This is a genomic window from Streptomyces sp. NPDC032091, assembly GCF_055580265.1.
This window is the reverse complement of sequence record NZ_JBVILR010000012.1, coordinates 97,294-118,829: the sequence shown is the minus strand read 5'-3', so window position 1 is coordinate 118,829 and position 21,536 is coordinate 97,294. Positions and strand designations below refer to the sequence as shown.

Here is a 21,536-nt window from a genome sequence, read left to right as displayed (position 1 = left end):
GATGGCCCGGGCGCGCCTCAGCCCGCGGGTGCGCCGGGGGCGGATCAGCCGGCCCGGCGCAGGTGCCCGGTGACGGGCTCGGCCACCGCCTCGGCCTCCGCCGCGTCGGCCACGTCGGCCGCACGCGGGGCGCGGTCCCCGGCCAGCGGGGGAGTAGGCAGCCCGGCCCCCGCGCGCAGCCCCCGCAGGAAGGCCGCCATGGCCTCCCCCGACGAGTGGCGCGGCTCCCAGCCCAGTTCCCGCCGGGCCCGGGCCGCGCTCAGCAGCGGGAGCCGCAGCAGGGCGTCGAGCAGGCCGGGCGGAGCCGGTACCAGGTGCATCCGCCAGGCCGCGGCCAGCGCCGCCCGGGCCGGCCGCAGCGGCAGCCGCACCACCCGGGCCTCCAGTAGCCGGGCCAGCGCGGCCACGTCCAGCACCGGGTCCGCCGCCAGGTTGAACGCCCCGTACACCGGCAGCCGTACGGCGGCGGCATAGGCGGCCGCAGCGTCGTCGGTGTGCAGCGCCTGGAAGCGCAGCCCCGGCAGATCGGGCAGGGCGGGCAGCAGACCGGGCCGCACCAGCCGGCCCGGAAGCAGCGGACCGGCGAAGATCCGGCGCTGCTCGGACGCCGAGACCTCCTTGAACAGGAACGCCGGGCGCATCCGCACCACCCGCACCTCCGGATGCCGGGCCTCGAACCCGTCCAGGCACCGCTCCAGGTACGCCTTCTCCCGCGTGTACGCGGCCCCCGGCCAGCCGTGGGTCGGCCAGGTCTCGTCCACCCTCCGGTCGTACGGCGGCCCCGGCGCGTAGGCGCCGACCGACGAGGCGTACACCAGCGCCGGCACCCCGGCCGCCGCCGCCTCCTCGAACACCCGCAGCGAACCGAGCACGTTGGTCCGCCAGGTCTCCAGCGGATCGTGCGTCGGCTGGAACTTCCACGCCAGGTGGACGACGGCCCCCGCGCCCGCGAACAGCGGGCCCAGGGGCGTCCCGCCCGGGTCGACGTCGGCCGCGGCCCACCGGACCCCCGGCTGCCGCCACCGGGGCACCCGCCGGGCCAGCCCCAGGACCTCCGTCACGTGCGGTTCGGCGGCCAGGCGGCACACCACACTGGTGCCGGCGTTGCCGGTGGCCCCGGTGACAACGACCTTCATGGCTCAGGCTGCCCTGTTGTCCTTGCCGCGCCCCGTGAGCAGGTCACGGACCCGGTCGACCAGCCCCATCCCCGGGGCCAGCAGCTTGTTCGCCGGCGGAGTGGAGGGCGAGCCGGGGTGCGGGCGCGTCGGTGCCGTCTTCTTGGCCCGGCGGGTCTTGTCGCCCAGGTCGTCGAGCACGTCCTGCGTGCAGGCGTGGCGCAGCGCCGGGAACAGGTTCTGCTCCTCGTCGTGGATGTGGGCCAGGACGTCCGTCTCCAGCTCGCGCAACACCGAGGCGAACCGGGTACCGGTCGTGTCCTCCTCCTGGAGCTGCTTCATCAGGCGTTCCGACCGTTCGTGGTCGGCGATCTCCTTGTCGGCGATGACGTCACCGTCCTGGAGGTGTTCGCGCACCGCCGGGTAGAGGTACTGCTCCTCGGCGACCGAGTGGCGGACCAGTTCGATCGTGAGGAGGTCGGCGAGCTTGCGCCGTTCCTCCGCCGAGGTGGTCCGGTTCAGCCGCTGGAAGTAGTCCTTGACCTCGTCGTGGTCCGCGGTCAGTTCCGCCACCACGTCGCCGCCGTGTCCCATGGTCTCGCGTCCTTCCGTTCGTGGATCCCCGCGTTCGGGTCCCTGCGCGCCTGCCCCTGGCCGGCCCGTCCATGCCTGTCCCTACGGCGGCCGCCCGGCGGTCGCGCCCGCGTCCCGGCCGCTTCGTTTCGTGGACCGGGGACTTCGTCCACGGAGCAGCGGCACGGCGGTCGCGTGCCGGACCCTGGCACCAGCGGAAATCCGTCCGCCCGCCCGGCCCGAGCCCCGCGCCCGCCTCCGGACGACGGCGCCGGACCGCTTCACGGAAGGCCCCGTATGCTCGACCCGGCTCCGACGCCCGTCACGCTCGACCACCCGGCCCGGTCCGGCGGGGTGGTGGTGTGCCGGCTGGCCGGCGAGATCGACATCGACGACCGGCCGGCGGTGGCGGAGGTCTTCAGCCGGGCCACCGCCGTGGCCACCAGGGCCGTCGTCGTCGACTGCCGACGCCTCGCCTTCTGTGACTCCACCCTGCTCAACGCCCTGATCGGGCTCCGCAGGGAAGCCGCCGCGGCCGGCCTGCGCATGGTCTTGGCCGGCCCCACCCCGCAACTGCTGCGGCTCCTGGAGCTGACCGGCGCCGCGGGGCTGCTCCCCGCCCACCCCACGCTCGGGCGTGCCCTGGACGCGGTGAGGGCCGGGCGGACGCCGTGACGGGCGGCCGCCGGCCGGCAGCCGTCAGTCCGGGGGCTCCGCGGGCGGGGGAGTGGCCGGAACGGCGGTCCCGGGCCCGTCCCCGCTCCCGGACTCCCCGCTTCCGGACTCCCCGCTTCCGGCCTCGCCCTCCACGGCCTCCTCGGCCCGGCGGCGCTCCTCGCGGTCGCCCGCCTCGCCGGGGGCCCGCGACGGCGGGGTCGGCCGCCCCTGGTCGGGACCGGGCCGGCCTGCTGCGCCCGCTCCGTCCCCCGTTCCCTTCCCTGTGCCGTTCTCTCGCGTCATCGGGTTGCTCCTTCCGTACCGGGCGTACCTCCGGGGCGGCTGCCCGGATCCGCCGGACGGAAACGGGCGGCCGCCCCGCCGGCGGTGGACCGTGGAGGTCCGGGGTAGACGACGGCCGGAGGAAACGGAGGCGTGCGATGTCCAGGTCCAGTGGTGAGGTGTTCGGGGCGCCGGTATGCGTGAGCCTGGCCACGCACGACCTCGCGGCGGCCGAGGGGTTCTACGGGGACGTACTGGGATGGCGGTTCCGCCGCAGCCGGCTCGGGGAGGAGTTCCGGGTGGCGTGCGCCGATGACGTCCCCGTGGCCGGCATCGCCGCCGTCGTCCCCCGGCTGGGCGTACCCATGGCCTGGACCCCGTACTTCGCCGTCGCGGACGCCGACGTCGCCGCGGCACGGATCCGCGAGCGGGGCGCGACGACGGCCGTGGGCCCGCTGGCCTTCGCGACCGGACGCGCGGGACTGGCGGCGGACCGCGACGGCGCGGTCTTCGGGTTCTGGGAGGGCGAGGTCGGCCCCGAGCGGTGGCCGGACCGGGACGGCCCGGTATGGGTCGAGCTCAAGGCGCGCGACGCGTTCGCCGCGGCCGTCTTCTACGGCGAGGTCCTCGACTGGGCCGCGGACCTGCCCGGCTCCCTGGACGTCGCCTACGAACAGGACCACGTCGTGGTGCGGCGCCACCGCCACACCGTGGCCCGGATCGACGCCGGAGCCGTGGAAGCCGCCCCCGACCCCCATGCGCGAGCGCGCTGGGAGGTCCACTTCGCCGTCCCCGACCTCGACGAGGCCGCCGACCGGGCCGTACGGGGCGGCGGTGGCGTCCTGCGCCCCGTGACCACCACCCCCACGGACCGCCGGGTGACCCTGAGCGACTGGGCCGGTACCCCCTTCACCGTCACCGAAGCCGCCGGACGCCCCTGAAGGCGGGACGCGCTCCCCGCGCGCCACGCCATACGGGTGAGCGCGGGAGGGACTTCGCTCCGTGGACGTGTCCCGGCCGGGACGGGGCCGCGGGCGCCGAACATCCGCTGAGCGAAATCCCGGCGCCCCCGGCGCGCCGCACGGTCCGCCCGCGGCGTCCCGCCACGCGGTAGACCTGGGGAGCCCGCACGGCCCGAGGCCGCCGCGCCGGCCGCGCGACCTCCGCGTAGGGCCGCCCCTCACAGGGAGGAACGTTTGTGCTGGAACGCACCGCTCACAAGAACCGCACCGAGGTGACCTTCGTCCTCCCCGCCGGGGAGCCCTCGGGCGACGTCAGCGTCGTCGGCGACTTCAACGACTGGACGCCCGGCGTCCACCCCCTGACGCCCCGCCCCGACGGCCGGCGCGCCGTCACCGTGAAGCTGGAGGCCCGGCGGGTGCACCACTTCCGCTACCTCGCGGCCGGGGACTACTGGTTCAACGAGGACGAGGCGGACGGCCGCGAGGGCGAGAACAGCCGCCTGACCACCTGACCCGGCGTCGCGCGCCCCGGACGCCGCAGGCCGGTCACCCGCTCGGGGGCGGGTGTCGGTCGACGACCCGGGCGTCCCGGTCTGATGGGGTGGACCCCGTCGACACGCCGGGCCGCAAGCCCCTGCCGGGGACCGGCCCGCGGGAGGGAGACCGGATGCCCGCTGTCCCCGCCCCGGGACGCCGCTCCTGCGTGTCGCACGACGCCGCGGCCGTCCGCGCCTTCCTGGAGGAGGCCTACGGCACCGGCTTCACGCTGACCGTCCTCGCCCCGGCCGCGGAGCCGTACCGCGTCACCCACACCGACGCGGGCGACCTCGCCGGCGGCGACCTGGTGCTCCCGGGCCGGCTCGGCTTCGTCTCGGGGCCGCCCGCGCGGCTGGTCGTCGCCACGGTGCGGGCGGGCCGGCTGACCCTGCGCGACGGCCGCGACGAGTACCCCCTCGCCGCCGGCCAGACCTTCCTGGACGGCCGCTTCGGCCGCTCCCTCACCGCCCGCACCGAGGACCTCGAACTGCGGACGGTGGCCATCCCCTGGGAGGCGGTCCGTACGGCGGCCCGCCGCGCGGCCCCGGGGGACGACCGGCCGGTCCGCTTCACCGGCCTGCTCCCGTGCGACGCCGCCCACGCCACCGTCTGGCAGCGGACCGCGGACTTCGCGCACGAGACCCTGCTGGCACCGGACCTGCCGGCCTCCCCCCGGGTACTCCTCGAATCGGCCCGGCTGCTGGCCGCGACCGCGCTCGCCGTGTTCCCCAACACCGCGCTCGCCGCGCGCCCGCAGGGCCCCCCGCCGGCCGACTGCCGCGACACCGCCTCCGACACCCTCCGGCGCGCCGTCGCCTTCATCGAGGGCAACGCCGGCGCGGACATCGGGCTCGCCGACATCGCCGCCGCCGTACCCGTCACCGCCCGCGCCCTCCAGTACGCCTTCGCCCGCCACGCCGACACCACCCCCCTCGGGTACCTGCGCCGGGTCCGGCTCGCCCGCGTCCACGACGAGCTCCGGGCGGCGGCGCCGGACGACGGGCTCAGCGTCTCGCGCATCGCCGCCCGCTGGGGCTTCGCCCACGCCGGCCGGTTCGCCGCCACCTACCGGGAGGCGTACGGCTGCTCCCCGTCCCAGACCTTCAGGGCGAGGGAATGACCCCGGCCGGCCGGCACCGGCCGGCCGCGGCCCCGCGGCACGCCGGGACACCCCGCCGGGCACCGGACGGAACCGGGAGGCGCGCCCGCGCACCCGCCGCCCGCCGGGCGGTCCGGACACACGGCACAATACGTCCGTACACCCCGCGTCACGTCCGGCGGACACCCCGGGGCGCAGGAGAAGAACGGCAGGGAGGTGCGCGCATGGCCGAGGACCCCCGGGAGGACGGCGGGGAGAGCCGCCGCACCCTGAGCGCACTGCGGATCGCGGTCGTACGCGAGATCGCGACCGCCCTGACGGGGGTGCCCGCCGAGGACGTGCCCGGACGGCTGTGCACGGCCCTCCTGAACCTGCTGCCCGTCACCGGGCTCGCCCTCAACCTGAGGGCCGAGGGCATCTACAACACCACCATCGGCGCCACCGACGCCACGGCGAGCCGTCTGGCCGACATCCAGTTCACGCTCGGGGAGGGCCCGGGAGTGCGGGCCGCCGAGGTCTTCGCCCCGGTCCTCGCCCCGGACCTGTCCCAGGACGGCAGGCGCTGGCCGCTGTTCGTACCGCAGGCCCTCCAGACCGGGGCCCGGGCCATGTACTCCGTCCCGCTCGGCAACTCGACCGTGGTGATCGGGACGCTCGACCTCTACCGCGACGCGGCCGGCCGGCTGGCACCCGCCGACCTGGCGTCGGCCGTCCTCGCCGCCGACGCCTCCACCGCGGTCCTCGCGGGCCTCGACCACGGCGGGGCGTCCGCCGAGGGCGTCGCCTCCTGGCTGCACGGTGCCGGCGAGGCCCACAATGAGGTGTACCAGGCGGCCGGCATGCTGATGGCCCAGCTCGGGGCCAGGGCGGACGAGGCACTGCTCCTGCTGCGCGCCCGGGCCTTCCGCGAAGGGCGCACCGCGGCCGAGGTCGCCCGGGACGTACTCCTGCGCAGAATCGATTTCAGCGAGAATGAATAGTGCCAAGCCCATCAGGGACGGGAAGCAGGCGACCGAGATGACCCGCGAACAGCAGTTGGCCAGGGCCTTCGTCAGCCTTGCGGACACCCTCGCACCCGGCTTCAACCCCCTGAGCCTCTTCGACGGCCTGGTCCGCCACTGCGTCGGCCTCCTCGACGCCGACGCCGGCGGCGTGCTGATGGGCGACGCCCGCGGGGGGCTGCGCATCATGGCCGCCTCCGGAGAGGACGCGGTCCTGCTGGAGCTCCTCCAGCTCCAGACCGGCAGCGGCCCCTGCGTGGACTGCTACCACAGCGGCCGGCCCCTGTCCGTCCCCGACCTGGCGGCGGACCGCCACCGCTGGCCGGAACTGGCCACGGCCGCGCTGGAGGTCGGCTACCGCTCCACGCAGACCGTCCCCCTGCGCCTGCACGAGCAGGTCATCGGGGCGCTGACCCTCTTCCGGCGGGCCGCGGGACGCCTTCCCGCGGAACAGACCGAGGTCGCCCAGGCCCTCGCCGACTCCGCGGCCCTGTCCCTGCTCCACTGGAGCGCCGACCCGGATCCCGGTGCCGAGGTGCTCACCAAGACGCAGGCGGCCATCGCCTACAAGAACGCCCTGGAGATCGCCAAGGGCATGATCGCCCAGCACGCCGGGGTGAGCGTGGAGGAAGCCTCGGCCCTGCTGCGCGGCTACGCCCTCGACCGCGGGGTGTCGCTCGCGGACACCGTCCACGCCGGCGTCCTCGGTCTCGACCGGATCACCGCCGTGCGGCGGCCGTGACGAAGGCCCCGGATCACTCCGCGAGGGCCCGCGCGGCGACCCGCAGATCGGCCACCAGCCCCCGGTAGGCGCCGTCCCGGTCCCTCGCGCGCAGCACCGCCGACGGGTGCACGGTCACCAGCACCCGCGCCTCGGGCAGGGCGGGACCGTCCTGCGCCCCCTCGTCCGCCGGCAGCGGCTCCAGCAGCCCGCGGTGGTCACCGACCCGGAACGGTCCCCCGAGCAGCGCCCGCCCCGCCGTCGCCCCCAGGGCCACGACCAGCAGGGGCCGGACCGCCGCGAGCTCCGCCACCAGCCACGGCCGGCAGGCCGTCATCTCGCGCAGGCTCGGCGCTTTGTGGATCCGCCGCTTGCCCGGCTCCGGCACGGTGAACTTGAAGTGCTTCACCGCGTTGGTGAAGTACACGGACGACTCGTCGAGCCCGGCCGCGGCCAGGGCCCGGCGCAGCAGCGCGCCGGCGGGCCCCACGAACGGCTCCCCCTCCCGGTCCTCCCGGTCCCCGGGCTGTTCGCCCACCAGGACCAGCCGGGCCCGCCGCGGCCCCGCACCGAACACCGTCTGCGTCGCCGGCAAGTACAGCGGGCAGCCCCGGCAGGAGGCCGCGGCCCGGCCCAGCTCATCGAGGTCGCCGCTGTTCGGCACGTACGGGCGGGCGTCGTGCTCCGCCCCGCTGCCGGCCCTCTCCCGCGTGCCCCGCGCCATACCGCTCACCTCCGACGCGTTCCGGGACACGGTGCCGTGGCCCGTCCGGCGTCTTCACCCGGGACACCGGGGGCAAACCCCCGTCACCGGCCGCGGTCCCGGCGCCGGGTGACGGCCAGCACGGTCCCGTGCGGGACGGTCTCGTACCCCGCCGCGTCCAGGGCGGCGCGCAGGGCGGCCCGTACGGTGCGCTGGATGGCGTGGGCCGGCCGGCCGCCGTCATGGGAGTTCCAGGAGACGGCCACACCGCCCCGCCCGTCCTCCCGCACGTCGACGCCCGGCTGGGCCGGCGTACTGCTCAGGGGGAAGCCGGAGGAGGCCAGCGCCGCCCTGACGTCCGCGGCCCGTACCCCGACCGCCCGGCCGGCCGGGCCGGCGGGCGCCGGAACGAGGGGGGAGAACGCCGGGCCCGCGGCCGTCACCAGGACGGCCCGGCCGGTCGCACGGACCCGTTCCCAGTACCCGGTCAGGGCCGCGCGGGCGCCGGGGGCGCAGGAGGTGACACCGGCCAGGTCCAGGTCGATGCCGCCCGGCGAGGCCGTCAGCGCGGCGGCGCAGGTCGCCAGCAGGTCGGGCACGTCCCCGTCGTCGATCGCCCCGGCCACGCAGACCACCGTCCGCCCTCCGCCGCCACCTCCGCCGTCGACGCTCGTGGCCAGGTAAGGGTTGGCGGGCGGCTGCCCGGCCCTGCGGCGATGGGCGGCGGACGCGGCCATGGCGGGACTCCTTCCCGGCCTCCCATGATGGCCCCGTCGGCCCCCGTGGCGCTGCCCCCCGAACGAAGCCCCGGCACGGTACCGTCCGCTCGGCGAAGCCCGCACCGGACCGGCCGAGAGGGAGGGGTCCGGGGGCGAGGCATGAAGGGCGCGCGGCCGGGCAGGCGTCCGGCGAAGACGGCACCGGCCCGGCACGGCCGCCGCCCCGGCGCCGCAGCGGTGCGCCCGGTCCACGGACCGCGGTGCGTGAGGCGGTGGGTGTGCATGGAGACGCAATCGACAGTCCGGTGTCCGGACGGCCCGGCCCCCGAGCCCGAGGAGCTCATGGAGATCGCCTACGAGGTGGGCCGCGACTACCTCCGCTGGCGCTCCCGGCTGTCGGAGCCGGACGGCGAGGGCAGCTGGACCCAGCTGTTCCGCGCCGACCGGATCGGCGTCTGGGCGATCAGCTGGCACCACATGCCGCCGGGAACCTGCTACCTGGACCACGAACGGGTCCGGGGCGCGGTGTACGTGGCGCGCGGCGCCCTCACCCACGAGCGGGCCCGGCTGGGCAGCGCCCCGCACACCACGGAGATCGGCGCGGGCAACGCGTTCTGCTTCGACGAGACCTTCTACCACCGCATGCACGCGGCGCGCGACGCCGGGCCGACCGTCACCGTCCACGTGTTCGCCACGCCCGCCGCGCCCGCGCCCGACGGGGGCGGCCCGGCCTGCCCGCCGCTGTGACTGGGCCTGCCCTGAGGCCGGTCCGCCCGGCGGACCCGCGCGCTACGCGCCCTCGTCGTAGGTGCCCGCCTCGACCTCCAGGGCGAGTTCCTGGAGGACCTCGATCGAGGAGACGTCCGTACGACCGTTGTCGTGCGCGATCGCCAGGCTGGTGAAGGCCAGGCTGAACCCGGAGACCATCGTGTGCAGGGCCGGCCCGAGGGCCTCGGCCACCAGGGCCGCCACCTGCTGCGGCGTCGCGTCCGCCGGGACCCGGATCGACGGCAGCATCTCGTTCAGCAGCAGCGTGGCCACCCCCGGCCCCTGCACCGCACCGGTCCCCCCGGCCAGGTCGTCGTCCCCGGCCGGGAGGTCGTCCGCGTCCCGCCCGCTCTCCACGGCCCGGCGGACGTCCTGGGCCTCCGTGAGGATGCCGATCACCCGTTTGAGTATCTCTGCGCGCTCCATTCGGGGAGCCTAGCCCCGGGCCGCGCCCCACGCCGCCGGAAACGCCCGGTTGCCCCCGACCCGCCCTCAGCCGGACGGGGGCAGCAGCGGGCCGAGGGGCCCCAGGTCGAGGTTGAGGTCGGCGAGCCGGTAGCCGTGCTGGTCGCACAGCTCCGTCATCCGGTCGTGGAGGGCCAGCAGCGTGGCGCCGAGCTCCTCCTCCTGCGCCTCGCTGAGGCCGCCCGCCTCCACGCGCCGCAGGGCCTGGCGTTCGATGAGCTGGCGCAGCAGCTCCACCACGGTCAGGACGAGCTTCACGAGGTCCTCCGCGGCAGTGTCCGGGCCGGTGCGGACCCGTCTGCCGGGCGCGTGCCGGCCGTCGGTCTCGGCGGGGGCGGCTGGCAGCAGGCGCAGCGCCTCGGCCATTTTGTCGCCGACCCCGCGCAGGTCGGCCGCGGCGGCGGGGCGGTCCGGGGACGGGCGGTCAGCGGCCATCGCGGTCACCGTCCGGTGGTCGGGGGCCGTCGGGGGTGGCGGCGTCTGCGGTGGCGATGTCGGCTGTGGTGATGTGGGGGGCGGCGGCGTCGGCGATGGCGACGGAGCAGACGAGGGCACGCAGGGAGATCCGGACGAGGTCGATGTCGGCGATCGACAGCACGATGTCACCCGCGATGACGACCCCGCCCGCCAGGAGCCGGTCGAGGAGGTCGACGAGGGCGACCTGCCGGCCGGGCAGCGCGGCCTCACGGTGGTCGGCGGGTGTCATGGCGTCCACGGCGTCCCGGGCGGGGGCGGGGCGGCGGCGAAGGAGTAGGGCGCCCAGGGGCCCGTCACCTCCAGCCGGATCCCCGGGAGCCCGCGGGCCGCGCCCTCCAGGGCCCCCAGGAAGGCCTCCACATGGGCGTCGGGCACCAGGTAGGCGTCGTTGAGGACGTTCTCCCCCGGAGCCGTGGCGGCGAGGGGGCCGCTCTGGGCGGGGTGGCTCACCCGGTCGGAGGTGTGGTGCCGGGCGATGTCGGCGAGGCGTTCGGCGGCCAGGCGGGCCTGGCGGTAGTGGTCCTCGTGGGCGTCGCGCTGGCTGCGCCGGGCCTGGAGGTAGGCCCGGCCGGGGCTCGCGGCGGCGGACGGCGCACCGGTGTCCGGGGGACCGGCGGTGTCCGGGGCGGGCGCGGGGCGGACGTAGATCTTGACCCCGTACTCGGTGTGGCCGCTGAGACGCGCCAGCAGGGTGGCGAACGCCTGCCCCCGGGTGCGTAGGACGCCCAGCGCGCCGGCGTGGTCCTCGTAGAGCGTGGCCAGGCGCAGGGGCAGGACCGTGGTGTGCGCGGCCAGGGCCTCGACGACCCGGTGGTGGTGGCGCGCGGCGTCCTCCAGCCACCGCAGGTCCTCGAAACGGGCCTTGAGCGCGTCCTCGTCCCACCCGGGGCGCGGGACGTCGCTGATGACGAACGCGACCGGCCCCGGATCGTCGCCGGGGGCGTGCAGCAGCGTCACGGGACGGTCCTCCACACCGGTCAGGGACGGCAGCAGCCGCCGCACGGCGGGCGACGGGGGCGTGACGGCGTACACGTACGTCAGCAGGGGAGCGGACGGGACCGGCGGGGCGCTCATGACCGGGGCCTGCGCCGTGCCGGGCCGCGCACGGGGGACTCGTCCTCCCGGGGAGCGCCGGTGGCCCCGGGCTCCGCGGACTCCTCCTGCGCCCCGGGCAGGGCGGAGGCGGTGCGTCGCAGCTGCTCCAGTTCGGCGCGCAGCCGTTCGTTCTCGGCGGCCAGCGAGCGGTCCTCGCCGCGGGAGGACAGCGAGGCGTCGTGCTCCCACCAGTCGATGCCCATTTCCCTGGCCTTGTCCACGGACGCGATCAGGATGCGCAGCTTGATCGTCAGCAGCTCGATGTCCAGCAGGTTGATGCGGATGTCGCCGGCGATCACGATGCCCTTGTCGAGGACGCGCTCCAGGATGTCCGCCAGACTGCTGGCCGAGGAACCCGGCGGGTATCCGGCCATGGAGGAGCCCGAGCCGAAGCCGCGGACCATCGGGTCGGTCACCGCACTCACCTCCGGCGGTCTCGTCGTACCGCGTCGCGTCGGGTCCCGTCACCGGCCGGTGCGGCCGCGGAACTCCTCGATCTCCCTCAGACGGTCGAGCAGCACCTCCTCCTCGCGGTCGAACGTCTCCTGGTCGATCTCCCCCTCGACCAGGAGGCGTTCGAGCCCGGCGAGTTCGGCCCACACCGGGGCCGGGTCGTAGTAGCGGGCCTCCGCCTCCTGCGCCACGCGCTCGGCCGCCCACAGCGCGGCGCGCACCGGCAGCAGGGGCGCGGTGACCAGCTTGCCGAGCAGTCCCATGGCGGGGCGCTCCTCTCGTCGTGTCGCCCTACGGAACGAAGCTGTACGGGGGGAGCGGCCCGGCCACCCGGGTGCGGACCCCGACGCCGGCGTCCCGGGCGAGCCCGGCGTGCGCGTCGAGGAAGGCGTCCTCGCCGCCCCGGGGGATGAGCAGGGAGAGGTTGAGGAAGTCCTCACCGGTCGGCGGATGGACGACGTACGCGCGGGCCAGCGGGGCCAGTGCCCGGATCAGCTCCGCGGAGGCGTTCGAGCGGCGCGCGTCCACCTCGGCGGCGACCAGCTGCCCGAGCTCCAGGGGCAGCCGGGGGTCCGTGTCCCCGGCGATGATCTCCTCGTTGAGGCCGCTCGCGCGCGGTGACTCGTCCAGGATGCTGCGCAGCAGCGGCCCTTCCTCCTGCCCGGCCTTGAGGTTGTACTCCGCGCACCCCTGAACGCCGGCCAGGGCGTCGAGGTAGGTGGCGGCACGCTCGTCGAGGACCCGGCGCACGGTGTCGTCGTCGGGCGCGGTGTAGCCGAACCGCATCGGCAGCGGGGTCCCGTCGGCGAGGAGCCGGTCGAGAACCGCCTGATGGGCGGCGATGTCCCGCCGCCGCGGCCGCACTTCCTCCTCCACGTCGCTGACCACGGCCCGGAGGCCTCCGCTCTCCACCACCCGGACGGGCGGGGCCCCGGAGCCGATGCCGGTGAGCCCGTCCAGGCGGCAGGGGTGATCGCCCCGGGCCACCGCGTACACGTAGACGGCCATGGGTCACTCCCTCTCCCGGCGCGCCGGCCGGCGTGCGGTCCTGCGGCGCCGGACCGGCCGCTCTTCGGCTTCCGGCTCCTCCAGCTCCTCCGGCTCCTCCTGCACGTCGTCCTCGTCCTCGTCCTGGTCCTCGTCGCTCCCGCCGGTCAGCGACTGCTTGACGGCTTCGACCGCGCCGCTGAGGGCGCCCTTGGTCTTGCCCCGGCTGCCGCCCTCGACCATGTCGCCGACGACGTCCGGAAGCTGGGCGGGGGCCTTGCGGCCCGTCTCCAGGTCGAGCCGGTTGCAGGCCTCGGCGAAACGCAGGTAGGTGTCCACGCTGGCCACCACGATGCGTGCGTCGATCTTCACCAGCTCGATTCCGACCAGGGAGACGCGCACGAAGACGTCGATGACCAGTCCCCGGTCGAGGATGAGTTCCAGGACGTCGTAGAGACTGCTGGAGGTGCTGCCTCCGCCGCCGCTCCTGACGGCCGCTCCCGATCCCTGCGGCATCATCGTCATGGCGTCGCTTCCCTTCCCTGCCGGTCCGCCGTTGTCAGCGGTCCGGCCGGTCGACCATGCCCCGGCTGTACCGCCGGGTCCTCTCGTAGGAGATCAGTTCGCCGTCCTCGTCCAGCGACACGGTGTAACTGCCCATGACGCTGGTGGTGTCGGGAATGCGCTCCAGCTCGACCACCTCGACGACCGCCTCCCAGCCGTCCTCCGTGGGCTTCACGGAGGACACCGAGTCGGGCAGCCGTCCCAGCAGCTCGCCGAGCTGCTCGACGGCGGCCCGGAGCACGGCGGCCGCGCCGGGCACACCATGCTTGCGGGGTGGTCGTCGCGTGGCCATGTGCTCCCCTCGTGAACGAATCTCCATGGACTAGCGCCCCTCCCCAGGAGCGCCCGGGCCACACCTCTCATAGAGAACTTTTTGGGCATATGCCGCATATTCCCCTCGGGTGCGAGCAGGCCTCTAGGTATCCACCACCTTCGGAAGGGACCAGGCTGATGGACGACGCGAGCAAGATCGCCCTGGCGGCCGCCATCGCGGGGGGCTACGTACTCGGCCGGGCGAAGAAGGGGCGCATGGCCCTGTCCCTGGCCACCTACCTCGCGGGCCGCAGGTTCGGCCTCGACCCGGGCCAGCTCATGACGCAGGGCCTGAAGAAGCTCGGCGAAATGCCCCAGGTCGCGGAACTCGGTGAACAGGTGCGCGGTGAAGCCTTCGCGGCGGGCCGCAAGGCCCTCGCCGCGGCCGCCAACCGCCAGCTGTCCGGCCTGGCCGACACGCTGCACGAGCGCACCCTCGAACTCACCCGGGGCCCCGAGGACAAGGCGAAGGGCGAAGACGAGGACGAGGACGAGAACGCCTACGAAGACGAGGCCGAGGACGAGGGCCAGGGCTACGAGGACGAGGAGCCCGAGGACGACGCATACGAGGACGAGGCGGAACCGGAGGAGGAAGAGGAGGGCGAGGAGGAAGAAGGAGAGGAGGCCGCCGACGGGGGCCGAGGCGATGAGGAAGAGGAGGAGGAAGAAGAGGAAGAGGAAGAGGAGCAGCCGCGCAAGGCGCGGGCCGCGCCGCGCCCCCGCCGGACCCCCTCGCGTGCCGCCGCCCCGTCGCGTGCCGCCCCCGCCCGCAAGTCGGCCGCCGCGCCGGCGAAGAAGACCGCTTCCCGCGGCAAGCCGTCCAAGAAGACGGCCGCGCCGGCGAAGAAGTCCGCCTCCCCGCGCCGCGCCCCGGCGAAGAAGGCCGCTGCGGCAAGGCCCGCGGCCAAGCCGGCCGCGAAGAAGGCGGCGGCCAAGCGGGCCCCCGCGAAGAAGACCGCTTCCGGCCGGTCGACCCGCAGCGGGACGGCCAAGAAGACGGCGGCGCCGGCGAAGAAGACGTCGGCCCGCAAGTCCTCGACGCGGAGGTAGTGCCATGGCCACCAGCGAACGCTCCCGCTCGGGGAGCAAGACGTCCCCCATGGACCAGCTGCTCGGCGAACTCGGCCAGTACCTCTCGGCCCAGGCGGGCAACCTCGCCGACAAGGCCGCCGACAAGATCGACGACGTCACCGACCAGCTCTACGACGTGGCGGACAGCGGCGGCTCACTGGCCGGCATCGGAGGCCGGCTCCTCCAGGGCGACTCGCCCGTCAAGGCCGCCATGGGCGGCATCGTGGACAAGGCCAAGGAGGTCGGCAGCGGGCTGCTGGGCGGCGGCAAGGGCAAGAGCCGCAAGGGGGGTTCCAAGCCCACCCACATCACCGAGTCCGTCGACATCGGCGTGCCTCTGCGCACCGCCTACGACCACTGGACCCGCTTCGAGGACTTCAGCGGCTTCGCCAAGGGCGTGCGCAGCGTCTCCCAGGACGACGACACCACCTCCGCCTGGAAGGTCAAGGTCGGCCCGTCCACCCGTAGCTGGAAGGCCACCGTCCAGGAACAGATACCCGACGAACGGATCGTGTGGAGCTCCGACGGGCCCAAGGGAACCACCCGCGGATGCGTCAGCTTCCATGAACTGGCCCCCTCCCTCACCCGGATCCTGCTGGTGGTCGAGTACTACCCCTCGGGGCTGTTCGAACGGACCGGCAACCTCTGGCGGGCCCAGGGCCGGCGGATGCGCCTGGACCTGAAGCACTTCCTGCGCCACGTGACGCTCTCCGGCGACGACGAACCCGAAGGGTGGCGCGGCGAGATCCGCGACGGAGAGGTCGTGACCACCCACGAGGAGGCCGTCGAACAGGAGGAGCAGGGGGAGTCCGACGACGAGGAGTACGACGAGGACGAGGAAGGGGCGGCCGAGGAGGAAGAAGAACCGGAGGAGGAAGACGAAGAGGAGGAGGAATCGGACGAGGAGGAGCCGGACGAGGAAGAGCCGGACGAGGAGGAGCCGGAGGAGGAAGACGAACCGGAGGCGGAAACGGAAGAACCGGAGGAGCAGCGCCCCCGCCGCAGGCGCCGCCGCTGACGGTGCCGACGGTGGGCGCTCCCGCCCGCGCCGAGGCCGCCATCCCCACCCGGGGGATGGCGGCCTCGGCACGATCGGCCTGAGCCGGCCCTTCGGCCGTGCTAGTGCTTCAGGGCGTCCTTGGCCTTCTGGCCGGCCTGCTTCGTGTCGGCGACGGCCTGCTCGGCACGGCCCTTCGCTTCGAGGCTCTCGTTGCCGACGGCCCTGCCGGCGGCCTCCTTGACCTTGCCTTTGGCATCCTTGCCGATGTTCTTGGCCTTCTTGCCCGCTGCCATGCGTGCTCACCTCCTGCACAGAGTTTCACTACGCCCTTTTCCCGGCAGATCCGGTGATATGCACCGAAAGGCGATTTTTCTCCGCGCCTCACTGCTGTCCGTCGAGCAGGGCGGTGGCGCCGCGGCGCAGTATCGCCGTGCGGCGGACGAGGACGGTGGGGACGAGCCAGCAGCCCGCACACCACACCACGACCGTCAGGTCCACGACCAGGGCCGTCGGCGCGCCGAGGACCGTGCGCAGCACGATCAGCAGGGCCAGGGCGACCATGCCGAGCAGCAGCACCAGCCCCGTCAGGGTCAGCCGGGCGGCCCACACCACGGCCTCGGGCTTCACCCCGAGGCCGGTGACGAGGCGGTGCAGGCACACGGGAGCGGTGAGCGCTCCGGTGGCCGCGCCGCCGAGGACCACGCACACCACGTACAGGAGGTGGTCGGTGGTCGGGAGACGGCCGAAAACCTGCGTGAACGGGGCGGCCAGCAGGAACGCGAGGAGCAGCTGGACGGCCGTCAGGGCCACGCGCACCTCGTGCAGCAGCTCTCCCCACAACCGGTCGGCCCGTTCGTCACAGCTCTCGTGCCGGTCACCGGGGCCGAGCAGACGGGCCCGCTGGTGCGTCCTCAAGAGCAGCCAGTTCGACATGGCGGCCTCCTCGCGGTGACCTGTGCGTCTTCCCCGACGGCGCGGCCGTCATGCGGCCCGGGCCGCGGCCGCGCCGCCGCTCTCCGGCCGTACGGTGGGGCCTGCGTGGGGCCGCCGATCCCGGCGCCGGCCAGCACCGCACGGCGCTTCGGCGTACGACCACCCGCCCCTGACCCCCCGCCGCCCTCGCCCTGCGGCACCGGCGCGGCGCGTAATCGTCTGCGACCGCGCCCCCCCGCACCGCCCGCCACCGGCGCCGGCATCGGCCTCGCCCCCCATGCCCTGCGCGCCCTGGACGCCATCGGGTCGACGCCGCCCCTGCCCCGGCGGCGCCGTGCCCCGGTGGACGGGCGTGGGCGGCTCCGGCGGCCGGTGGCTGGTCCGCACCGAGACGGCGTACCGGGCGGCCCGCTACGGCGTGCCCCCGACCACCGCCCCGCGCCCGGCCTTCACCGCCGCCCCGGCGGCGGGACTACCGCCGGGCGCCGTCCGCTATGGCCCCGGCCCCGGGCCGGACCTCCCGGCCGACCTGGCGGTCGCCGCCGGTGGCATCCACAGCCCACTGCGTCGGCGAGACCGCCTGCCGGGCCTCGTGGACGCCCCGGCCTGTGCGTCCCGGCATCAGCGAGACGCGGGGGAGGAGGCCCGGTTCGGCGTGACGCCGTTGCCCGACGGCCGCCGCTGTTCCCCCTACGCCACGATGGTGCTCCCCGGAGAAACCGGTGCGGCCCACCTGCGGGCCGAGCTGCTGCGGCGGTTCCGGTCGTGGTGCGACCCCGTCCCGGCCTGCTGAGCGCGTCGGCCGCCTCGCCCCCACCGACGTCCTGTGGCACGACCTCTACGGCCTGGCCGCCCCGCTGCCCGCCCTGCACCGCGGCCGGATCGCCTGCCTCGGCGCCGCGACCTGGACCAGTGCGGCGCTGCCAGGCCATCGAGGACGCGTGGGTCCTGGCCCGCCTGCTCACGCGCGAGGGCCGCACGGAGAAGGCCGTCGCCGGCCAGACCCTGGTCCTCCCGCCGGACGGCGTCCGTCGCGTCGACGCCCCCGAGAACGCCGAGGCGTACATGGCGATGCGCGCGGACGGCGTGGCGAGCGTCCCCGGCGCCGAGGGCGCCCGCACCCTCCCCTGGGCCCAGTGACCGGCCCGTGCCCCGGCTCCTCTCCCGGCGCGCGTCCTCGATACTGGCCGACATGACCGACTCCCCGCCCCCGCCTCCGAACGCGTTCTCCCGCATCAAGATCCGCACCGGAGCCCTGGTGTTCTGCGGCGACGAGGTCGCCCTGATCCGCAGGGACCGCGCCGGCTCCACGCACTACACCCCGCCCGGCGGCAACGTCGAGGACGGTGAGGACCTCACGGCCGCACTCCGCCGGGAGCTGGCGGAGGAACTCGCCCTCGACATCGACCGGGCCGAGGGCGGCGACCTCCTCTGGGTCGTCGATCAGCGCGTCACCCGCCCCGGCCCCACCCCGCCGCCGCGCAAGCTCCACCTGATCTACCGCCTGCACATCACCCCGGACCTGCGCGCGACCCTCGCGGCGTTCGAGCATGACGAACTGCCCGACGGCAGCCACGACATCGGCGCCATCGAGTGGATCGACTACCGGAAGACCGCCGGCCTGCCGATCTTCCCGCCGATCGGCCCCGCCCTGGCGGCCCTGCCCGGCCCGCGTGCGGTGGTGGCCGACGCCTCTCTGGGTGCCGTCACCGACGCGACCTACACCTGGGTGTGACACGGCGGCCGGGCCGGATCAGGGCGGAGGTCGTCCGGGCGCCGGGGGCCCCGCCCGTGATCCGGCAGGCCGGTTCCAGGCGTACGCAACAGCGGTCGGGGCGGGGGCGAGACGGGCCGCGAGGGCGCGTACCGGGTCACCCGTCGCGTCGGCTTCCTCGCACGGCCCGCGCGAGCGGCCGCCCGGCCGGCTCACGGCGGCGGCCCGGAAGGCGGGCCGCCGCCTGCCCGCCCGAACGCCGGTAGAGCTGCGCGGGCCGGCCGGCCCCCGGCCCCGTACGGCCGGTGCGCCGCGTGTGCACCACGTCGCGCAGCCGACCCCGGCCCGCCGGTCCCCGTGGAACGCGGCCCGCACCACCGCACGGGCACCCGCTGACGCGGCGCCGGCGCCCGCCCCTCAGCCGCCCGTCGCCCGCCGGTACCGGGCGAACGCCTCCACCGCGTCCGGGACGAACGGCCACCGCGCCATCAGACCCGGCAACGCCTCCTCCTCCACCCACCCCCACCAGGCGACCTCCGCCGGGTCGGGCGACGGCGTCCCCGTGACCAGCGCATCGTGCACCGCCAGCCAGTACGGGGCGATCGCGCCCTCGCACAGGAACTTGAACCGGAACTCCACCGACGCGGCGGCCGTCCCGAGCTCCTCGGCCAGTTCCCGCCCGGCGGCGGCCGCGTATTCCTCGCCCGCGCCCACGGCCCCGCCGAGCAGCCAGTTGTAGGCGCCCGGGAAGCGCGGGCTGTCGTCCGGGCGGCGGTGGACCAGGACCCGGCCGCCGGTGTCCCGGCACACCCCCACCGCCACCCGGTGCAGCCACCGCCGCTCGACGGCCTCACCGCGCTCCACCACCCCCAGCACCCGGTCGCGCTCGTCGACCCTGTCCACCCATTCCGTCACGCGCGTCCCCCCGCGGTACTCCCGTGCCGGCCGGCCGGCACGGCTCCAGGAATACAGGGGCCCCCGCCGACCCGAACGGCCACCCCGCGACCGTCCCTCACCGGTAGCGCCCGATCAGTGCGCCCCGCACCCCGACGGCGGCCGGGCGGCGTCCTCCTGCGTCATGCGGCGCCGGACCTGGTCCTCCTGGGCGAGGCGCCGCAAAAGTTCGAAGACCGGGGCGCAGATCGCGAAGACGATCACGGCCCGCTCGGCCAGGGCCACCGGGTCGTCGAGGCACTCCGCCCGCTCCAGGTCGAGCCGGGCCACCGACTCGGCCAGCCTCGCGTACGCGGTCAGCTCGCCCGGGGCGTACTGCGCGTCCAGCCGGCGGAGCTCCTTGAGGGCCGTCGTGAGCCCCCGCACGTGCGGAGAGGTGTCCGGCGCCCGCCAGTCGAGGGCCGACAGCAGCTCCGCCACCTCCGTGCCGGCGGCCTCCTCCGCCTCGGCGTCCTCCTCCTCGCCCGCCCCGCCCTGGGAGGAGGCGACCGGCACCGGGAGGGCGTAGCTGATCGCACCGAGGGCGCCCTCGGTGGTGTGGGCCTGGTCGACCGCGCCGAGCACCTCGCGGGTGGCGGCGATGGACAGGCCGCCGAGCGTGGTCAGCGCCTTGATCAGCCGCAGCCGCTCGGCGTGCTCCTCGCCGTACTCGGCCAGGGTCGCGGCGGTCGCCCGGCCCGCGGGCAGCAGGCCCTGCCGCCGGAAGTACTTGATGCTGGCGACCGGAACGCCGGTGCGCCGGCTGAGCTCCGAGATCTTCATGCGGCCTCCCTGCCGGTCGTCCGGGCCGGTGCCCGCCCTCGGCGGTCGCGGCGATTGGACACCACAACAAGATACTGCCAGTATCCAGTAGCTGGATACCAGAAGTATCCAGTTGAGGAACGCGGCCGAAGCAGCCCACCGCAGCCGCACCGGAAGATCCCGGAGAACCGATGTCCCACCCCACGCCCCGCTCCGTGCTCCGCCGACCCCAGCTGTGGATCGGAACGGGACTCATCGCCGCAGTGGTCTCGATGCTGTTCGCCCTGCTCTATGTCGGCGGCAACGTCAATCCCCGAGGCAACCTGCGCGACCTGCCCGTGGCCCTGGTCAACGCCGACGCCGGCGCCGACGCGGGCGGCCGCCACGTCGCCCTGGGCGAGCAGGTCGTCGCGGGCATACGCAAGGCCGCCGAGAAGGACAAGAGCATCGACTGGCAGCTCGTCAGCCGCGAGGAGGCCGACAAGCGCCTCGGCCGGGGCAAGGTCTTCGGCGCCCTCGTCATCCCGCAGGACTTCAGCGCCACGGTGACCGCCCTCGGCGCCCCGCAGGCCGCGCCGGGCAAGCAGCCCGCCCCGCCGACCCTGACCGTGCTGACCAACCAGTCCGCCGGCAGCATCGGCTCCTCAATGTCCTCCCAGGCCGCCCAGAAGGCCGCGCACGCCGCCTCCGCGCAGATCGGCCAGGAGCTCCTCAAGCAGGCCGCGGCCCAGAAGGCCCAGCTGCCGCCGGCCGCCCAGCTCAAGTTCGCCGACCCGGTCACCGTCACCGTCGCCGACGGCCACCCGCTCGGCGCCCGCAGCGCCATGGGCCTGAGCGCCTTCTACTACGCCCTCGTCCTGGTCGTCTGCGGCATGCTCGGCGCCAACCTGGTCAACTCCCAGGTCGACACCGCCCTCGGCTACCTGCACACCGACTTCGGCCCCTTCCGCAAGCGCGAGCCCGTCCAGCACACCAGCCGCGTCCGCACCCTGGCCATCGGCATGGCGCTGATGCTCGGCCTGTCCCTGGTGATGGGCTCCCTCGTCGAGGCCGCCACCGTCGGCATCCTCGACATGGACGCCTCCCACCTGGGCCACCTGTGGCTGTACTCGGTCTCCACCATCGCCGTCGTCGGCATCGGCAGCCTCGCCCTGTTCGCCGCCTTCGGCACCCCCGGCATGCTGCTGGCCACCGTCGTCTTCGTTGCGATGGCCGTGCCCTCCTCCGGCGCGACCGTTCCCCTCCAGGCCCTGCCGGGCTTCTTCCGGGGGCTCTCCGAGTTCGAGCCGCTGCGCCAGATCACCGAGGGCCTGCGCTCCCTGCTCTACTATGGCGCCCAGGCCGACGCGGGCCTGACCCGTGCCTGGGCCTCGATGGGGATCGCCCTCGCCGCCGCGCTGGCCTTCGGCTTCGCCGTCACGGCCTTCTACGACCGCCGGGGCCTGCACCGCATCCCCCGGCCCGAGGCGGAGCCCACCGCCGCCGCGGAGCCGGCCACGGCCTGAGCACCGCACCCCGCGCCACCCGGTCCGGAGCGCCGGTCCCCCGTCGAGGAGACGGAGGGCCGGCGCTCCGGCGTTCCGGCGACGGGGCCCTTCAGGGCAACGGGCGGCCCCGTACGAGCCGGGATCCT

31 protein-coding genes are annotated in these 21,536 nt (G+C 75.3%); 13 read left to right on the top strand and 18 right to left on the bottom strand.

The window, feature by feature from the left end; all coding sequences use genetic code 11:
- Positions 1-44: 44 nt before the first annotated feature.
- Together ACZ5NJ_RS20695 and ACZ5NJ_RS20690 are read right to left on the bottom strand one after the other, a co-directional pair.
- The gene (locus tag ACZ5NJ_RS20695) at positions 45-1,136 is read right to left on the bottom strand and encodes an NAD-dependent epimerase/dehydratase family protein (protein ID WP_468766512.1); all 1,092 of its coding nucleotides are present in this window, start codon (positions 1,134-1,136) and stop codon (positions 45-47) included.
- 3 nt (positions 1,137-1,139) lie between these two features.
- The gene (locus ACZ5NJ_RS20690) at positions 1,140-1,709 is read right to left on the bottom strand and encodes a hemerythrin domain-containing protein (RefSeq protein WP_468766511.1); all 570 of its coding nucleotides are present in this window, start codon (positions 1,707-1,709) and stop codon (positions 1,140-1,142) included.
- Positions 1,710-1,985: 276 nt separating this feature from the next.
- Between ACZ5NJ_RS20690 and ACZ5NJ_RS20685 the strand changes: the two genes are divergently transcribed.
- Positions 1,986-2,363, top strand: coding sequence for an STAS domain-containing protein (locus tag ACZ5NJ_RS20685; protein WP_468766510.1), 378 nt, complete (start codon positions 1,986-1,988; stop codon positions 2,361-2,363).
- A gap of 24 nt (positions 2,364-2,387) precedes the next feature.
- Here ACZ5NJ_RS20685 and ACZ5NJ_RS20680 read toward each other — a convergent pair whose 3' ends face one another.
- Positions 2,388-2,648 carry a hypothetical protein gene (locus tag ACZ5NJ_RS20680; RefSeq protein ID WP_468766509.1) on the bottom strand — a complete coding sequence of 87 codons (261 nt, stop codon included), beginning with the start codon at positions 2,646-2,648 and terminating at the stop codon, positions 2,388-2,390.
- Between the two features lie 137 nt (positions 2,649-2,785).
- Between ACZ5NJ_RS20680 and ACZ5NJ_RS20675 the strand changes: the two genes are divergently transcribed.
- The 5 genes from ACZ5NJ_RS20675 to ACZ5NJ_RS20655 all read left to right on the top strand — a co-directional run bounded on the left by ACZ5NJ_RS20675 (position 2,786) and on the right by ACZ5NJ_RS20655 (position 6,968).
- The gene (locus ACZ5NJ_RS20675) at positions 2,786-3,568 is read left to right on the top strand and encodes a VOC family protein (protein WP_468766508.1); all 783 of its coding nucleotides are present in this window, start codon (positions 2,786-2,788) and stop codon (positions 3,566-3,568) included.
- A gap of 257 nt (positions 3,569-3,825) precedes the next feature.
- Positions 3,826-4,101: an isoamylase early set domain-containing protein gene (locus ACZ5NJ_RS20670; protein ID WP_468766506.1), complete on the top strand. Its 276-nt coding sequence runs from the start codon at positions 3,826-3,828 to the stop codon at positions 4,099-4,101.
- A 155-nt stretch (positions 4,102-4,256) separates the two neighbouring features.
- A complete protein-coding gene (locus ACZ5NJ_RS20665; protein ID WP_468766505.1) occupies positions 4,257-5,246 on the top strand; it encodes a helix-turn-helix transcriptional regulator in 990 nt (329 codons plus the stop codon).
- A gap of 203 nt (positions 5,247-5,449) precedes the next feature.
- On the top strand, positions 5,450-6,205 hold the full coding sequence (locus tag ACZ5NJ_RS20660; RefSeq protein WP_468766504.1) for an ANTAR domain-containing protein: 756 nt from the start codon (positions 5,450-5,452) through the stop codon (positions 6,203-6,205).
- Positions 6,206-6,242: 37 nt separating this feature from the next.
- On the top strand, positions 6,243-6,968 hold the full coding sequence (locus ACZ5NJ_RS20655) for a GAF and ANTAR domain-containing protein (RefSeq protein ID WP_468766503.1): 726 nt from the start codon (positions 6,243-6,245) through the stop codon (positions 6,966-6,968).
- 13 nt (positions 6,969-6,981) lie between these two features.
- Here the strand turns inward: ACZ5NJ_RS20655 and ACZ5NJ_RS20650 are convergent, their stop codons facing one another.
- Both ACZ5NJ_RS20650 and ACZ5NJ_RS20645 read right to left on the bottom strand, forming a co-directional pair.
- Positions 6,982-7,671 (bottom strand): UdgX family uracil-DNA binding protein, encoded by a 690-nt coding sequence (locus tag ACZ5NJ_RS20650; RefSeq protein WP_468766502.1) that lies wholly within the window; start codon positions 7,669-7,671, stop codon positions 6,982-6,984.
- Between the two features lie 83 nt (positions 7,672-7,754).
- On the bottom strand, positions 7,755-8,387 hold the full coding sequence (locus ACZ5NJ_RS20645) for a hypothetical protein (protein ID WP_468766501.1): 633 nt from the start codon (positions 8,385-8,387) through the stop codon (positions 7,755-7,757).
- Between the two features lie 324 nt (positions 8,388-8,711).
- Here ACZ5NJ_RS20645 and ACZ5NJ_RS20640 point away from each other — a divergent pair, with 324 nt between their 5' ends.
- Complete coding sequence (locus tag ACZ5NJ_RS20640) at positions 8,712-9,116, top strand: cupin domain-containing protein (RefSeq protein ID WP_468766500.1); 405 nt, start codon at positions 8,712-8,714, stop codon at positions 9,114-9,116.
- 42 nt (positions 9,117-9,158) lie between these two features.
- Here the strand turns inward: ACZ5NJ_RS20640 and ACZ5NJ_RS20635 are convergent, their stop codons facing one another.
- The 9 genes from ACZ5NJ_RS20635 to ACZ5NJ_RS20595 form a co-directional block, all read right to left on the bottom strand.
- Positions 9,159-9,563, bottom strand: a complete 405-nt coding sequence (locus tag ACZ5NJ_RS20635) for a hypothetical protein (RefSeq protein WP_468766499.1) — start codon at positions 9,561-9,563, stop codon at positions 9,159-9,161.
- A gap of 66 nt (positions 9,564-9,629) precedes the next feature.
- Positions 9,630-10,037 (bottom strand): gas vesicle protein K, encoded by a 408-nt coding sequence (locus tag ACZ5NJ_RS20630; RefSeq protein ID WP_468766498.1) that lies wholly within the window; start codon positions 10,035-10,037, stop codon positions 9,630-9,632.
- Positions 10,027-10,308, bottom strand: a complete 282-nt coding sequence (locus ACZ5NJ_RS20625) for a gas vesicle protein (RefSeq protein ID WP_468766497.1) — start codon at positions 10,306-10,308, stop codon at positions 10,027-10,029. Before ACZ5NJ_RS20625 ends, ACZ5NJ_RS20630 begins: the two co-directional genes overlap by 11 nt.
- Positions 10,305-11,153 (bottom strand): GvpL/GvpF family gas vesicle protein, encoded by an 849-nt coding sequence (locus ACZ5NJ_RS20620; protein ID WP_468766496.1) that lies wholly within the window; start codon positions 11,151-11,153, stop codon positions 10,305-10,307. The genes ACZ5NJ_RS20625 and ACZ5NJ_RS20620 overlap by 4 nt, the downstream gene beginning before the upstream one ends.
- Complete coding sequence (locus tag ACZ5NJ_RS20615; RefSeq protein WP_468766495.1) at positions 11,150-11,590, bottom strand: gas vesicle protein; 441 nt, start codon at positions 11,588-11,590, stop codon at positions 11,150-11,152. The genes ACZ5NJ_RS20620 and ACZ5NJ_RS20615 overlap by 4 nt, the downstream gene beginning before the upstream one ends.
- A gap of 48 nt (positions 11,591-11,638) precedes the next feature.
- Positions 11,639-11,890 carry a gas vesicle protein GvpG gene (locus tag ACZ5NJ_RS20610; protein WP_468766494.1) on the bottom strand — a complete coding sequence of 84 codons (252 nt, stop codon included), beginning with the start codon at positions 11,888-11,890 and terminating at the stop codon, positions 11,639-11,641.
- Positions 11,891-11,918: 28 nt separating this feature from the next.
- Complete coding sequence (locus tag ACZ5NJ_RS20605) at positions 11,919-12,635, bottom strand: GvpL/GvpF family gas vesicle protein (protein ID WP_468766493.1); 717 nt, start codon at positions 12,633-12,635, stop codon at positions 11,919-11,921.
- Between the two features lie 3 nt (positions 12,636-12,638).
- Positions 12,639-13,139, bottom strand: a complete 501-nt coding sequence (gene gvpJ / locus ACZ5NJ_RS20600) for a gas vesicle protein GvpJ (RefSeq protein ID WP_468766492.1) — start codon at positions 13,137-13,139, stop codon at positions 12,639-12,641.
- A gap of 34 nt (positions 13,140-13,173) precedes the next feature.
- Entirely contained in the window at positions 13,174-13,470 is a 297-nt protein-coding gene (locus ACZ5NJ_RS20595; protein ID WP_468766491.1) for a gas vesicle protein GvpO, read from the bottom strand.
- Between the two features lie 158 nt (positions 13,471-13,628).
- Here ACZ5NJ_RS20595 and ACZ5NJ_RS20590 point away from each other — a divergent pair, with 158 nt between their 5' ends.
- A complete protein-coding gene (locus tag ACZ5NJ_RS20590; protein WP_468766490.1) occupies positions 13,629-14,540 on the top strand; it encodes a histone protein in 912 nt (303 codons plus the stop codon).
- 4 nt (positions 14,541-14,544) lie between these two features.
- Positions 14,545-15,579 carry an SRPBCC family protein gene (locus ACZ5NJ_RS20585; RefSeq protein WP_468766489.1) on the top strand — a complete coding sequence of 345 codons (1,035 nt, stop codon included), beginning with the start codon at positions 14,545-14,547 and terminating at the stop codon, positions 15,577-15,579.
- Between the two features lie 101 nt (positions 15,580-15,680).
- Here ACZ5NJ_RS20585 and ACZ5NJ_RS20580 read toward each other — a convergent pair whose 3' ends face one another.
- Positions 15,681-15,854: a CsbD family protein gene (locus tag ACZ5NJ_RS20580; RefSeq protein ID WP_468766488.1), complete on the bottom strand. Its 174-nt coding sequence runs from the start codon at positions 15,852-15,854 to the stop codon at positions 15,681-15,683.
- Between the two features lie 88 nt (positions 15,855-15,942).
- Complete coding sequence (locus ACZ5NJ_RS20575; RefSeq protein ID WP_468766487.1) at positions 15,943-16,494, bottom strand: DUF6328 family protein; 552 nt, start codon at positions 16,492-16,494, stop codon at positions 15,943-15,945.
- Between the two features lie 334 nt (positions 16,495-16,828).
- Between ACZ5NJ_RS20575 and ACZ5NJ_RS20570 the strand changes: the two genes are divergently transcribed.
- The 3 genes from ACZ5NJ_RS20570 to ACZ5NJ_RS20560 all read left to right on the top strand — a co-directional run bounded on the left by ACZ5NJ_RS20570 (position 16,829) and on the right by ACZ5NJ_RS20560 (position 18,229).
- Complete coding sequence (locus ACZ5NJ_RS20570; protein WP_468766486.1) at positions 16,829-17,287, top strand: hypothetical protein; 459 nt, start codon at positions 16,829-16,831, stop codon at positions 17,285-17,287.
- Between the two features lie 119 nt (positions 17,288-17,406).
- Positions 17,407-17,634, top strand: coding sequence for a hypothetical protein (locus tag ACZ5NJ_RS20565; protein WP_468766485.1), 228 nt, complete (start codon positions 17,407-17,409; stop codon positions 17,632-17,634).
- 52 nt (positions 17,635-17,686) lie between these two features.
- On the top strand, positions 17,687-18,229 hold the full coding sequence (locus ACZ5NJ_RS20560) for an NUDIX hydrolase (protein WP_468766484.1): 543 nt from the start codon (positions 17,687-17,689) through the stop codon (positions 18,227-18,229).
- A gap of 396 nt (positions 18,230-18,625) precedes the next feature.
- Here ACZ5NJ_RS20560 and ACZ5NJ_RS20555 read toward each other — a convergent pair whose 3' ends face one another.
- Both ACZ5NJ_RS20555 and ACZ5NJ_RS20550 read right to left on the bottom strand, forming a co-directional pair.
- Positions 18,626-19,123: an NUDIX domain-containing protein gene (locus ACZ5NJ_RS20555; protein ID WP_468766483.1), complete on the bottom strand. Its 498-nt coding sequence runs from the start codon at positions 19,121-19,123 to the stop codon at positions 18,626-18,628.
- Between the two features lie 114 nt (positions 19,124-19,237).
- A complete protein-coding gene (locus ACZ5NJ_RS20550; protein WP_468766482.1) occupies positions 19,238-19,924 on the bottom strand; it encodes a MerR family transcriptional regulator in 687 nt (228 codons plus the stop codon).
- A 170-nt stretch (positions 19,925-20,094) separates the two neighbouring features.
- On the opposite strand from ACZ5NJ_RS20550, the gene ACZ5NJ_RS20545 reads away from it, so the two are divergent.
- The gene (locus ACZ5NJ_RS20545; RefSeq protein ID WP_468766481.1) at positions 20,095-21,408 is read left to right on the top strand and encodes a YhgE/Pip domain-containing protein; all 1,314 of its coding nucleotides are present in this window, start codon (positions 20,095-20,097) and stop codon (positions 21,406-21,408) included.
- Positions 21,409-21,536: the final 128 nt, after the last annotated feature.